Raw genomic sequence first — 12,702 nt, 5'->3', positions numbered from 1 at the left:
AGTTAGTCGATGCGGATAATTTCGACCATGCCCTGCGGACTATTGCCAAACTGCTGGGCTTTGGCCTTGATGACCGTCGACTGATCCATGGCACTGGAGCAGAAGAAACCGAATTTTTGTTCGACGCGCTGGCTGGCCGCCTCTAAGGCTGTGTTGGCGCGCTCCACAAAAGCATCGACGCTGAGACGCTCGCCGACCTGGAAGTACTCCTTTACGACGGTAGAGGGTGAGTAACACTGGTCTTCGCTGCCATCTGGCCAGCGAACGTGGAAGTGTATGGCTGGCATGCTCAAAGCTCCTGTTGGGGAATGGGCATTTGGGGGCGACTCAGCCCGGTTAATGGAGTGGTTGCAAGGTCATGGAACAACTGGCGATCATTGTCGGTTTCTACCCAGAGCTGCGGAGAGGAAGCGATCTCGCCGATCTGCGCGGCGGCGATGCCACGGGCACGGAAGCGCTCCAGCAGCATGGGGAGGTGCTCATTATCCGTGGTGAGCAGGTAACCGAAGCTAGGGAAGGTGCATAACCAGTCCTCCCAAGTGACTTTCTCGGGTTTCGGGATAGCGTCAAGGTTAATACTCACGCCTACATCAGCGCTCTCCATGAGCATTAAGGTGGTACCGAGGAGACCGGCCTGACTAATATCTTTAGCGGCGATAGCCAAGCCCGCTTCAGCAATACAGGGAAGTAGTTCGATGTCGCCACGCAAACGCTCAGCGGGCGCCGTTGTGGCCGCGTTCCAATTCAGATAGGGCGCTTGATAGGCGCCGCGCAGGTCGATAGCCGCCACTAATAGCTGCCCAGGCCGCGCCGCAAAACTGCTCAGCAGGCATTGGGCTCGACCCAGGATGCCGACCGCCAATTGCGGCTGATTGGAGCGAAGGTTGGTGTGGCCACCGACGATGGGAATGCGGAAGGTGTCGGCGGCCTCACGCATGCCTTTGGCAATTAGTTCAGCGCTTGCTGGGTCATGGCTCCATAGAGCATTGACGATTGCCTGGGGCCGCCCGCCCATTGCGGCGATATCACTGACGTTAACCATCACCGAACACCAGCCAGCAAACCAAGGATCCTCGGCGACGAAGGCGGTAAGTAGCCCTTCCATCGCCAACAGTGTGTAGCTTTCGCCGCTGGGAATGGCCGCGGTATCGTCGCCGTTGGGATGCCAGCCATCGGGCAGTGCTGTCAGGTTGGGAGCGATCCGCGCGATATCGGCCTTATGGGCAAGACCACTATAATCGTGCACTTTCTGGAGCAGTTCTGTTAGGTCGAGTCGTTGCTTTTGGCTCATGATGCTTGTCTCAGTGCGGGGGCTGAAAGGATCTTAAGCAGCCCAGGCGCCAGCTCAGCGAGAGGTTGGCGTTGACGCCCAGGCACAACAAAGCCGCTAAGAGGAGAGTGGCAAGGGGGGTAGTGGGTAAGGTCGGCCTCCATTACCACATGAGGTCGATCAAGGATTAGCTCCTTGCCAATGCTTCGCCAGTGCAGCTGTTGAAAAAGAGCCTCATTCTGGGCCTGTACCCGGGCCAAAAAGCGTTGGCAGCCCAATGCATGAGCGCTGGAGACGGCCAGCCGAATCAGCGTGGAGCCTAGGCGGCCTTGGGCGCGGAAGGCTGGGTCAACAGCAAGACGCGAACCATGCCAGAGTCCAGGTTCTGATTCGTGAATACGCACTGTCCCCACCACTTGCTCATACCATCCTCCTGTGCACCCTAAAGCGACGAGTAGGTGGGCTGAGTCATCGATGGCATCTCGGTCGTCCTGATCAAATATTGCCTGCTCATCGCAGAAAACGCGCCGCCGCAATGCCATTGCTTCATCGGTTTCCCAAGGCAGGCTCGCCCACTTGATCCGGTAGTTGGAATAGGCCGAATAGGCGTCGGATGTTGACATCATCGGGCACTCCTCTATTAAGCGTTTCGCGTGCTGTTAGCGCTCGTACTCAGACAACGTTGAACAGGCACCGCAACGCCCGCAGCCCGCTTTGATATCGCTAGAGCGCAACGCTGCGAGCTTGAGACGTCTGCCCAACGGCGCCAGGATCGACTCCATAAAGTCGGCGCTGGGCGGCTTATGATCTTCTAATGGCGTGCCGTTAATCGGCACGAACGGCACTACAAAGGGATAAACGCCGATTTCGGTTAGGTGTTGGCAGGTTTCCAGAATGGCCTCGCGGGTATCCCCGAGCCCGGCAAGAATATAAGTGCTGACTTGCCCGCGGCCAAAGACGTCAATAGCATCGCGAAACGCCTGCATATACTCTTCGATGCCAACCTCGGCCTTGCCTGGCATTAGCGTTTTTCTTAGCGAAGGTGTGACCACTTCGAGATGCATGCCCAGGCTGTCAATGCCAGCTTCCTTCATGCGGGCATACCAAACGGGATCCTTCGGTGGTTCGCACTGCCCTTGCAGCGGAAGATCCACGGCCGCTTTGATGGCCCTGGCACTTTCGCAAAGGACGCTGGCTCCTCGGTCAGGCGTGGCTGGTGTTCCGGTAGTCATGACCATATGTTTGACACCGTCGAGCTCGACAGCGGCCTTAGCCACCTCGGCCAGTTGGTCTGGGGATTTATGCGCAATGGTGCGCCCGGCTTGGAGTGATTGACCAATCGAGCAGAATTTGCAGGCTTTGCGCCTGCTCTCATAGCGGATGCATGTTTGCAGTACCGTCGTGGCCAGTACATCGCGGCTATGCAAGGTGGCGATATGCGTGTAGGGGACGCCGTCAGCGGTTTGCAGGTCGTAGAAGTGGGGCGTATCTGCAAAGGTAATATCGGCCATAGGAATCGTGTTTTCAGTCAGCCTATGCCCTTCATCACCTGACACTACGCTAAACGGTGAACGCCATGCCGACTGGGTATAGACGGGCACCATCATAGTGATTCCATCGATGGTTATTGCCTGATGGTCAGAAGGGCCAGCGCCGCCCCGTCGGCTGACATGCTCTTGTGATGCATCCTGCAGGCGTACGCCATGGGTTTGAAGTTCGGTGAACAAGCGTGAGCGATCGGCGAGCTTACTCATCTTCATCTCCTTGGGCATTATGGCCCTGAGCGGAAGTGGCCAGTGGCTGGCAGCAGTGGGCGGGCATATCGTTAATGGCTAAGCTCAACAGTTCAGGGCGCGCATAGTGGCCCACCGAATCCATCATTCTCTTACGCTTGGTAATCAGGGCGAAATCCAGGTCGGCAATAACGATGCCTTCTCCTTTGCGCAGCGGCTCGGCCAAGTGCTTACCTTCTGGCGAGATAATGGCGGTGTTACAGCCATCACGCAGAGCACGTTGTAGCGTGGTGTCGGGGGTAATGGATTCGATTTGGGAGTCGGTTAGCCAGCCGGTGGCGTTAACCACGAAACAGCCCGCTTCAAGGGCGTGATGACGGATGGTTACCTCAATTTGATCCGCAAAGACTGGGCCGACCAGCGAGCCAGGAAACTGGCTGCAGTGGATCTGCTCGTGCTGGGTCATCAGGGCATAACGTGCCAACGGATTGTAGTGCTCCCAGCAGGCCAGGGCGCCAATACGGCCCACGGCGCTATCCACTACCTTCAAGCCCGAGGCATCGCCCTGGCCCCAAATCATGCGTTCGTGGTAGGTCGGCGTGAGCTTTCGGCGTTTCAGCAACAGACGCCCGTCGCTATCAAAGATCAGTTGAGTATTGTAGAGGGTGCCATGATCACGCTCATTAACGCCAAGCACGACGACGATGCTCAGGGTGCGAGCGCGCTCAGCGACAGCATCAGTGATCGGGCCTGGTACCACCACGGCCTGTTCATACAGCCGTAAGTGCTCGGCGCCACAGGCCACGGCGGGGTAGACAAATGAAAAGTACGGATAGTAGGGAACGAAGGTTTCGGGGAACACGATCAGCTCAGCCCCCTTGCTGGCCGCTTCGTCGATTGCATCCAGTACCTTGATCAGCGTGCCGCCAACACTCTCAAGATCGGGAGAAAGCTGAGCGGCAGCGGCCCGCACTATGGTCGTTCCTGTCATGTTTGCTTGTGCCATGACCGCTGCTCCCCTTAGACCGTCCAGGTATCGATGATCAGTGCATTGTCGCGCACGTGAAGCAGCTTGAGGTCAAGCACATCCAGTGGATTGATCGCGCGGATGCCCTCAATGAGTGACGGTTCGCCATGACCATAGAGTGCTTGAAGAGCAAAGCGGCAGGCGTAGACCTTGCCTCCCTCGGCCATAAACTTGGTCAACTGATTGTTGAAATTCATGTGGCCGGGAAACGCTTCATCGCCCAGGGTCGGGAAGCCACGCTGGACACCCAAAGTGACGCCAGGGCCATAAAGTAAGATGGAGGTTTCAAAGCCTTTACGCAGCAAACGCGTTGCTTGCAGCATATTCACGAAGCCGATCAACCCCTCAAAGGCAACCGTATGAAAAGTTACCAGGGCTTTTTCGCCTGGTTTCGCTTTTACGTCTTCAAAAACCTTCTCTTCGTAGTCGACCAGAAAATCGCCTTTCTTGTTGAGTGGTTGCGTCACTGTAGGCATGTCTAAGCTCCGTTTATTGCGAGTGGGAGAGTCGTTAACCGCCGTGCTTACACAAGCGGTACGATCAATACGGAGCAATCGACGTGCCAATTGATATGCTTATTGATCCAATCAATTGTCGATCATGTAGGTCGCTCTAAGCCTAAAAATTGACCAAATTTTTAGGCTAAAAAAATAATAAAAGGCTAATATTTCAAAAAAACTGTGTTTTTCACCTTATTTGTGCAATAAAAGTGTGTTTTGCACCATTAAGTACATATGCAATCAATTTTTTATTTGTGCAATATTTAGCCCATCAGTGATAAGTTTTGGTCGATAAGAAGAGTAGGTAACAATGTTTATTTAACGACGGGGAAGATATGCATACATCTGAGCTGGAACGCTGGCGAAAACGTTTAGACAAGGAGGTCAGCCAGCCAGCTTATCGTCTGGTCGCTGAATTGATTGCTGAAGATATCGGTAGTGGTCGGCTGCAGCCCCGCGAGCGACTGCCCCCGCTGAGAGAACTGGCGGGGGCTTTGAGTATCAATTACACGACCGCGGCGCGTGCCTATAACGAAGCTAAGCTGCGAGGCTTGATTGACTCGCATCCGGGCTCGGGCACTTTTATTAAAGGTAAGGCAGTGTCAGTGAAGCCGAGCAGTGGTTATGAGATGACCATGAACCTAATGATTGAGCCCGCTATACCGACGTTGATTGAACGAGTACGCGATAGCGCTATCTCGGTGTTGGCCCAGCGTGATCTTTACTCATTGCTGCGTTATCAAACCTTTGGTGGCAGCCATCATGACCGTGTGGCTGCGCTCCAATGGCTGGATCGGCGGCTGGACAACACGACACTGGAACAGGTCTTGATATGCCCCGGTATTCACAGCGGCCTGGTTGGGCTACTGATGCAGTTGGTAGCCCCAGGTCAGCTAATCTGTGTCGAAAGCCTGGTCTACCCCGGCCTAAAGGCTATTGCGGCCCAGCTCGGGCTGACCCTGCATTCATTGGAGCGTGACTCCGATGGCCCTCTTGTTCGCTCCTTCGAGGATATCTGTAAGCAGGGTCAAGTGGCCGTTTTGTATATTAATCCCACCATCCAAAACCCCACGACGACGACTATTCCCTTGGGGCGTCGTGAAGCTTTGGCCGATGTTGCCTTGCGCTATAGCATCCCGATTATTGAAGATGATGCTTACACCATGCTCAGCGAAGAGAAGATCGTCCCTATTGCTAACTTGGCCCCTGAGCTCACTTACTATCTGACGGGGACTGCCAAGTGTTTTGGCCCCGGTTTGCGATCAGGATTCCTACACGCCCCCACCAAGCGACAGGCGCAGAGAACCGCTGGCGCGCTTCGAGCCACCTCGGTGATGTCCAGCCCGCTGATTGACGCCCTGGTCACTGAGTGGATAACCGATGGGACGGCAGATGCCATGCTTAAAGCGATCCGTATCGAGGCCATTGCCCGCCTTGAAATAGCCGAGAAGATTCTGGGACGTCAGCGCATCGTGTCTGCCAAAGGTGCTTTCCACCTATGGCTTAAGCTGCCCAAACACTCTGGCTGGAACCCTTCAGAGCTGGCGGTGCAATTACGTTCACATGGCGTTAGTGCGGTTGCCAGCGCTGCTTTTAGTACCGACAACCATCCCCCTGAAGCTCTGCGCTTGTGCTTCGGAGGTCAACTGACAAGAGAGGACTGGGAGGAAAGGCTGCATTATGTGGCGGATATCATCGACCAGCCTGCATATCTGTCATCTTTGACGATGTGATCCTAATTTAGGCGTTATCGGGTAAGTTTTGATCTGACCCGCCTTTTTAGCAGCTCTCTGAGCCTATACAGATGAACGGTGTGCAGGCATAGTCATCAAGTTAGTTTGAAGGCTCACAAAGTTTTCGCTTGAACAGGTGCGTTTTCATTTAAAAGGTGTCTATTAATATGTTGATATATATTGTCTTTTTGATGATTTTTGTGGGCGTGACCGCTGCTCTGTATCAGGTGTATGAAATTCATTACAACATCAACGTCGGCAACGATAAGAAGTTGTCGAAGGCTGATAAAAGCAGCTTACAAGCGCTTTCTGAACAAGCCAAAACCGCCACGCAAACCCATGCCCGGTCAGATTTTGATCAAGCGGCAGCCAATACTTTGAGCCCTCAGCTCGATCGGGATATCGCACTAAAGGCTTTTGCTGAAGAGGAGAAAGGAGTCTACGCGATCCCTTTGTTGCGGCGTAAAGCGCGGTTGCGTTTTAACGACGATAGCTGTGCAAATAATAGCGGTGCGTCTATAAACAGCGTAAAAGTGCGCCACTTGCCCTTTTGGAAAACAACGCTGCCGCGTACCAATATACGCGCAGCGTTGATTACACTGGTTATTTTGAACTGTTTCTTGGTTCAGCTACTGGCTGCCATGAGTGTTTATACGCTGGGTTATCCAGTCTCGACGCCTTGGCTGGTTTGGTTAAACGACCCCATGGCAGTCATGCTGCTGATTTATGCCTTTATCTTTGCGTCACTGCTTATTACGAAGTTTGATAGATATATGCACGACCTCTATCAACTCGGCAAGCTGTTTAAGAAAAAAGCTGTTTAGCCGTCAGTGCAGCGTGCAATCTCATTAGCCAGCTGTTCCAGTAGCGCATCGTAAAGGCCAGCATCCAGCGTCAGACCCACACCCAAGGGATCCATAACGCCGATATAAGCCGTCGTATCCCCAAAGACATTATTGACCATCTGCGGATTGAACTGGGGTTCACTGAACACGCACTGGATATTTTCGTCATTCACCAGCGTTTGCAGTGTCTCGATACGTGCCGGGCTGGGTGACGATGCATCGCCGATGGAAATGGAGCCTGCTGCATGCACGTTAAAGGCTTCCTCGAAATACTGATAAGCATCATGGAAGACAATAAAGCGTGTGTCGGCGCTGTTGGCTAAACGATCCTGAATGTGTTCCTGAAGGCTGGTTAGCTCCTCTTTCCCCTGGGCGGCGTTGTCGCGATAGAACGCGGCGTTGTCAGGGTTGATCTCACTTAGTTGCTCGGCGATGGCATCCAGCCAACGGCGTGCATTGTCAGGATCCAGCCAGGCATGAGGGTTCATGCCGGTATGGCTGTGATCATGGCCATGGTGATCGCGAAGGTCATGATTGTGCCCACTTTCGTCATGGCTGTCTTCATGATGGTGGTGTTCATGATCGCCATGAGCATGCTCATGATGGTCGTGGTCGTGGTCGTGGTCGTGGTCGTGGTCGTGGTCGTGGCCATGATCATGGTGCCCGTGACCGTGTTCATCCCCATCGTTGAGCGCAAAGGTCGCGCCTTCGCGGTATTCCAATGTGGTAATGCCAGGCACATCCATTAGCTCGAGATGGTGTGCATCTCCCGCCAGGTTCTCAATAGGCCCTGATAGCCAGGGGGTGAGCGCGTCGCTTACCCATATCACCAGATCCGCATCATCAAGGGATTTTGCTTCAGAAGGCCGTAGCGAATAGCCGTGGGGTGACGCGCCGGGCTGAATAAACAGCCGAGGATCGCCGCGCTCCCCCATCACCTTGGCGACAAGCGAATAGACGGGCGGAATATCCACCGCAACACGCGGCACGTCTGCGGCGGCAACAAGGGGGAAAGCCGCCAGTAGCGGCCATGATAAACGGGCTAAACGGTTGTTCATGGGGTTCTCCTGAAAGAGTGGCTGTTAAACGCAATAGTGAGCCAAGGCTCGCCTATATTTATCTTATATGTTATAACATAACAAGTTGGTCAAGAGTGAATGTTAACCATGCGACTTGCTTACCCTCCTGATAGCGATGCGATTCTGAGCGTGCGCCAACTGAGCGTTCGCTTCGGTGGACAGCAGGTTCTTGAGAACATCAATCTCGACTTATATCGAGAGCAGGTGGTGACGCTGATTGGCCCCAACGGCTCGGGGAAATCCACGCTGGTGAAAACGCTGATCGGGGCAGTAAGGCCCACGTCGGGCCAGGTGACTATCGCCCCGCAGCAGCGTATCGGTTATGTGCCCCAACGGCTGCACCTGGGTTCCACCCTGCCCATGACGGTTAAGCGTTTTATCAACTTGCCGCGTCGTAACCCGAATCGCAATGTACAAAAGGCGCTGGAAGATGCTGGTGCCGAGGCTTTGATCAATGCGGCTATGAGCGAACTTTCGGGGGGGCAGTTTCAGCGCGTGTTGCTGGCCCGGGCGCTGCTGGCAAAACCCGATATTCTGATTCTCGATGAAGCGACACAAGGGCTTGATCACCGGGGTACCGCTGAGTTCTACCAGCATATCGAAAGCGTGCGCCGCAGCTACGGCTGCGCTGTACTGATGGTCAGTCACGACCTCCACGTCGTGATGCGTACCGCCGATCATGTGCTGTGCCTGAATCGTGTTATCTGTTGCGAGGGCAAGCCCGAGCAGGTGGCCTCATCGCCGGACTATCAGGCGCTGTTTGGCGATCAGACCGCCCAGACCTTAGCCCTCTACCGCCACCATCAGCATGAGGAGGCCGCCAATGCTGGATGATTTTATGTGGCGGGCGATGATCGCCGGTGTATTAGTGGCCATGGCCGCCGCCCCGTTGGGGTGTTTCGTGGTGTGGCGGCGTATGGCCTACTTCGGCGATGCGACCGCCCACGCCGCCATTCTGGGCGTGGCGTTAGCGCTGTTATTGGACGTCTCCATCTTCTTAGGCGTACTGACGGTCGCCCTTGTGATGGCAAGCTGTGTGTCAATGCTCAGTGGGCGTGGCTATGCCATGGATACCTTGCTCGGGGTAATGGCGCACTCGGCTCTGGCCATCGGCCTGGTGGCGGTGTCGTTTCTTGCCGGGGTGCGCATCGACCTGAGTGCCTATCTGTTTGGCGATATTCTGGCCGTTGGGAAAACGGATATCTGGATCATCGGCGGCGGTGTGGCGCTGGTTCTGATGCTGCTTTTCTGGCGCTGGTCATCGTTATTGACCGCCACGTTGAGCGACGAGCTTGCTTATGCCAGCGGCATCCACCCACGGCGCGAACAGCTGGTACTCACCCTGGCACTCGCGGTGGTCGTCGCCGTGGCGCTGAAAGTAGTGGGCGTGCTGCTGATAGCCGCCTTGTTGATCATCCCAGCGGCCACCGCCCGGCCTTTTTGCCGTACGCCAGAAGCGATGGCGGTTCTGGCCGCGGGGATTGCCATACTGGCGGTGACGGCAGGGCTGAGAACCGCTTATGTGATGGACACTCCGACCGGCCCGACGATTGTCACGCTCGCCGCTGTGCTCTTCACCCTGGCCACGGTTGTGACCCAAGGCTGGCGCTTATTGCGTCAGCTCCTCCAGCCCGGATCCTGTCATTCCTGTAAATAGCGCGGTGGTTGCAAGGGCTGCGTTCGCTCACCGCTTCACGTCTATTCCAAGAGGTAACGAAATGACTGTTTTAACCCTGCCTGATGTAGCCAGCCAAACCGCCCGCTCTCCGGCCGCTTTGACCTGGGTGGGCATGGAGGGCATCGCACTCCCCATCCGCCTAGGCAGTCGCAGTGTGACGGCCAAACTCAACGCAGGGGTCAGCCTGGATGACGCTGATGCACGGGGAATCCATATGTCCCGGCTGTATTTGGCGCTGGCACCGCTTGAAGAAGCACCGCTGACACTTCAAGCGGTTAAGGACATATTGAATGCATTTTTAACCAGCCAAGATGGCTTATCGCAGCATGCTTATCTCAGCATCGAAGGCGAGCTTCCGCTTAAGCGGCAAGCCTTGATCAGCCCTTTAGCCGGGTGGAAAAGTTATCTCTTCACCTTGCGCTGCCAATTAACGCCCGCTGGCTTTCAGGCTGGACTCGACCTTACAGTGGGCTACTCGTCCACCTGCCCCTGCTCGGCGGCGTTGGCGCGGCAGTCTATTCAGCAAGCCTTTGAAGAAGACTTTTCAGAAATCCCGCTAACCCAATCGGCGGTATCGGCATGGCTGGGCAGCGAAGAGGGCATATTAGCCACGCCCCACAGCCAGCGCAGCTTTGTCGAGTGTTCGCTGCGTTTAGCCGAGGGTGAAAACGATGAACTGCCCATTGCAGATTGGTTGGAGAGTTCGATTGATCGTATCGAAAAGGCGCTAGGTACTGCACTGCAAACCGCCGTGAAGCGCATTGACGAGCAGGCGTTTGCCCTCGCCAACGGGCAAAACCTGATGTTCTGTGAAGACGCGGCAAGGCGGGTAGATAAAGCCCTGCGACAAGCACCGGGTGTCACCGGTTTTCAGCTCAAGGTGGTGCATGCCGAGAGCCTGCACGCCCACAATGCGGTGGCGTGCAGTGAGTGGAATTGGTGAGCTAACAAAGCAACCTGGAGCTAATTTTACGCGATTCCTTGTCTAACAATGTCGCGAATTATCTCAGCCATAAAGCGGCTAGCAGCAGGACGCTCAGACTGTGGTGGCCATAACAAACCGGGGGTGCGCACTGGCGTTGGGCTTTCAAGCGGAATTGCCTTAACGCCTGGTTCGTTTGCTAAGGCATTTTCTGACACGATACTGCACAGATCCGTGCGTCTGACGAGCTCAATCATAGGTGAGATAGCGTTAAGCTCGGCGACAATTTGGGGGCGAGCTCCAGCTGCTTCGAAACACTCGTCCAGCATTTGACGTGTTGAGAAATGCGGCGACAATAATGTCATGCGTTGGCCATTGAGCTCGACCATGCGCAGCCTCTTACGCTTTGCAAGCGGGTGATTGCTAGCCACAATAAGTTTGAGCTCCTCATTGTAAAGCGGTTCAAAGCGTAAACCACGGGGTATTGCCGGACGGTAGGAAATACCCATGTCTAAATCGCCACTCATTAAACGCTCACTGATTTGATCTCCAGCGAGCTCTTCCACAGCCACTTTTAAATTTGGCAGCCGTTGTAAAAATATTGAGAGGCACAGCGGGATAAGCTGAACATTAAAGCTATGGGTCGCCGCAATATGCAGTTCTCCATATAAATCGTCCGGTGTTGCCTTCATTGCCCCAATGGCTTGATCAACCTGTCTAAGGATGGGTACTACGTGCTCAAGCAGGCTCCGTCCAGCTTCGGTGAGTATCACTTTTTTGCCCACTCGTTCAAATAGCCGCTGGCCTAACTCCTCTTCTAACTGACGAATTTGATGCGATAGCGTCGATTGGGTGACGTGTACGCGCTGGGCGGCGCGGGTGAAGTTAAGCGTTTCAACAATGGCGATAAAGTAGCGCATATGGCGCAGTTCCATGGCATGACCTCCCTGCAAAATGGCTATTATGATCGATGGTGTCGATTGTTTTTATGTGAATTAATCATTTTTATTCATTATTTATCGCTTCTATATTCATTTGCAGCAAGTAATTTTCCCGATGAGTGTGACCGTCACCTTGACGTTATCCTCTCTCCTGATTAGCGGAGCGGCATATGAAGATAGGGCGCGAAACAATACCAAAAACAGCCATCAGCACGTCGGATGCCGACGCTATAGTGGTGAGAGGCAAGGATCTTTGCCAGGAACTGATTGGGCAAACCTCCTTCTCTGACTACTTTTTGCTGCTACTTACCGGTCAACCTGCCAATGAGACCCGCCGCAGGGTGTTGGACGCCACTCTGGTAGCCATTGCTGAGCACGGTTTAGTACCTAGCGTGCAGGCATCGCGTATGACCTACGCTGCTGCCCCTGAAGCACTGCAAGGTGCAGTGGCGGCAGGCATCTTAGGGTGTGGCTCGGTCATCTTGGGGGCGTCTCAAAACGCCGGGGTGTTATTTGATGATATTGCCCGTCAGGTCGATGAAGGCAAGTCTGTCAAGCAGGCCGCTTTTGATGCAGTTACGGCCATGCGTCATGAACGCAAGCCGATTCCAGGGTACGGACATCCGTTGCACAAAGCGCGTGACCCGCGCGTCGAAGCGCTGTTCAGGGTTGCACGTGAAGCCGGTGCCGATCTGCGCTTCGTGGAAATTGCCGATGCGGTTGAGGCCGTCATTCCCGAGATCATCGGTAAAGACCTGAAGCTCAATGTGTCTGCCGCCATACCCGCGGTATTGCTTGGTGCAGGGTTCCCATTAAATGCGCTGAGGGGCATACCAATTCTGGCGCGTACGGCCAGCCTGATCGCGCACATGCTTGAAGAGTCCGAACAGCCGTGCGGATTTGCTCTCTCTTACCAAGCCACACAGCACCTGGAATACACCGGCGACTTTCCGCCCGGTTACAAGCGTTAAGTC

14 protein-coding genes are annotated in these 12,702 nt (G+C 54.7%); 6 read left to right on the top strand and 8 right to left on the bottom strand.

Going from position 1 to position 12,702, the window contains the following annotated elements; all coding sequences use genetic code 11:
* Positions 1–2: 2 nt before the first annotated feature.
* Genes OM794_RS20455 through OM794_RS20430 form a run of 6 tightly spaced genes read right to left on the bottom strand, consistent with a single transcriptional unit; the run spans position 3 to position 4,506 of the window.
* Complete coding sequence (locus OM794_RS20455; protein ID WP_226246622.1) at positions 3–287, bottom strand: MSMEG_0570 family nitrogen starvation response protein; 285 nt, start codon at positions 285–287, stop codon at positions 3–5.
* Between the two features lie 2 nt (positions 288–289).
* Complete coding sequence (locus OM794_RS20450; protein WP_226246623.1) at positions 290–1,291, bottom strand: sll0787 family AIR synthase-like protein; 1,002 nt, start codon at positions 1,289–1,291, stop codon at positions 290–292.
* Positions 1,288–1,896 (bottom strand): MSMEG_0567/Sll0786 family nitrogen starvation N-acetyltransferase, encoded by a 609-nt coding sequence (locus tag OM794_RS20445; RefSeq protein ID WP_138801201.1) that lies wholly within the window; start codon positions 1,894–1,896, stop codon positions 1,288–1,290. The genes OM794_RS20450 and OM794_RS20445 overlap by 4 nt, the downstream gene beginning before the upstream one ends.
* Before the next feature lie 33 nt (positions 1,897–1,929).
* Positions 1,930–3,024 carry an MSMEG_0568 family radical SAM protein gene (locus tag OM794_RS20440; protein WP_226246624.1) on the bottom strand — a complete coding sequence of 365 codons (1,095 nt, stop codon included), beginning with the start codon at positions 3,022–3,024 and terminating at the stop codon, positions 1,930–1,932.
* On the bottom strand, positions 3,017–4,009 hold the full coding sequence (locus OM794_RS20435; RefSeq protein WP_226246625.1) for a Nit6803 family nitrilase: 993 nt from the start codon (positions 4,007–4,009) through the stop codon (positions 3,017–3,019). The genes OM794_RS20440 and OM794_RS20435 overlap by 8 nt, the downstream gene beginning before the upstream one ends.
* A gap of 14 nt (positions 4,010–4,023) precedes the next feature.
* The gene (locus OM794_RS20430; protein WP_226246626.1) at positions 4,024–4,506 is read right to left on the bottom strand and encodes an MSMEG_0572/Sll0783 family nitrogen starvation response protein; all 483 of its coding nucleotides are present in this window, start codon (positions 4,504–4,506) and stop codon (positions 4,024–4,026) included.
* A 359-nt stretch (positions 4,507–4,865) separates the two neighbouring features.
* Here OM794_RS20430 and OM794_RS20425 point away from each other — a divergent pair, with 359 nt between their 5' ends.
* Entirely contained in the window at positions 4,866–6,263 is a 1,398-nt protein-coding gene (locus tag OM794_RS20425; RefSeq protein ID WP_022521499.1) for a PLP-dependent aminotransferase family protein, read from the top strand.
* 191 nt (positions 6,264–6,454) lie between these two features.
* Positions 6,455–7,087, top strand: coding sequence for a hypothetical protein (locus OM794_RS20420; RefSeq protein WP_226246629.1), 633 nt, complete (start codon positions 6,455–6,457; stop codon positions 7,085–7,087).
* Here the strand turns inward: OM794_RS20420 and OM794_RS20415 are convergent.
* Positions 7,084–8,166, bottom strand: coding sequence for a zinc ABC transporter substrate-binding protein (locus OM794_RS20415; protein ID WP_226246630.1), 1,083 nt, complete (start codon positions 8,164–8,166; stop codon positions 7,084–7,086). The genes OM794_RS20420 and OM794_RS20415 overlap by 4 nt on opposite strands.
* Before the next feature lie 108 nt (positions 8,167–8,274).
* Here OM794_RS20415 and OM794_RS20410 point away from each other — a divergent pair, with 108 nt between their 5' ends.
* The 3 genes from OM794_RS20410 to folE2 all read left to right on the top strand — a co-directional run bounded on the left by OM794_RS20410 (position 8,275) and on the right by folE2 (position 10,808).
* On the top strand, positions 8,275–9,021 hold the full coding sequence (locus OM794_RS20410) for a metal ABC transporter ATP-binding protein (protein WP_226246631.1): 747 nt from the start codon (positions 8,275–8,277) through the stop codon (positions 9,019–9,021).
* The gene (locus tag OM794_RS20405; RefSeq protein WP_226246632.1) at positions 9,011–9,844 is read left to right on the top strand and encodes a metal ABC transporter permease; all 834 of its coding nucleotides are present in this window, start codon (positions 9,011–9,013) and stop codon (positions 9,842–9,844) included. Before OM794_RS20410 ends, OM794_RS20405 begins: the two co-directional genes overlap by 11 nt.
* A 61-nt stretch (positions 9,845–9,905) precedes the next feature.
* On the top strand, positions 9,906–10,808 hold the full coding sequence (gene folE2, locus OM794_RS20400; protein ID WP_226246633.1) for a GTP cyclohydrolase FolE2: 903 nt from the start codon (positions 9,906–9,908) through the stop codon (positions 10,806–10,808).
* Between the two features lie 26 nt (positions 10,809–10,834).
* Here folE2 and OM794_RS20395 read toward each other — a convergent pair whose 3' ends face one another.
* On the bottom strand, positions 10,835–11,722 hold the full coding sequence (locus OM794_RS20395) for a LysR substrate-binding domain-containing protein (protein WP_226246634.1): 888 nt from the start codon (positions 11,720–11,722) through the stop codon (positions 10,835–10,837).
* Between the two features lie 176 nt (positions 11,723–11,898).
* Here OM794_RS20395 and OM794_RS20390 point away from each other — a divergent pair, with 176 nt between their 5' ends.
* Positions 11,899–12,699: a citryl-CoA lyase gene (locus OM794_RS20390; RefSeq protein WP_226246635.1), complete on the top strand. Its 801-nt coding sequence runs from the start codon at positions 11,899–11,901 to the stop codon at positions 12,697–12,699.
* Positions 12,700–12,702: the final 3 nt, after the last annotated feature.

Source organism: Halomonas sp. BDJS001 (assembly GCF_026104355.1).
In the GTDB taxonomy this organism is placed as follows: Bacteria; Pseudomonadota; Gammaproteobacteria; order Pseudomonadales; family Halomonadaceae; genus Vreelandella.
Note: the sequence above shows the minus strand (reverse complement) of the source record. Positions and strands in the feature narration are given on the sequence as shown.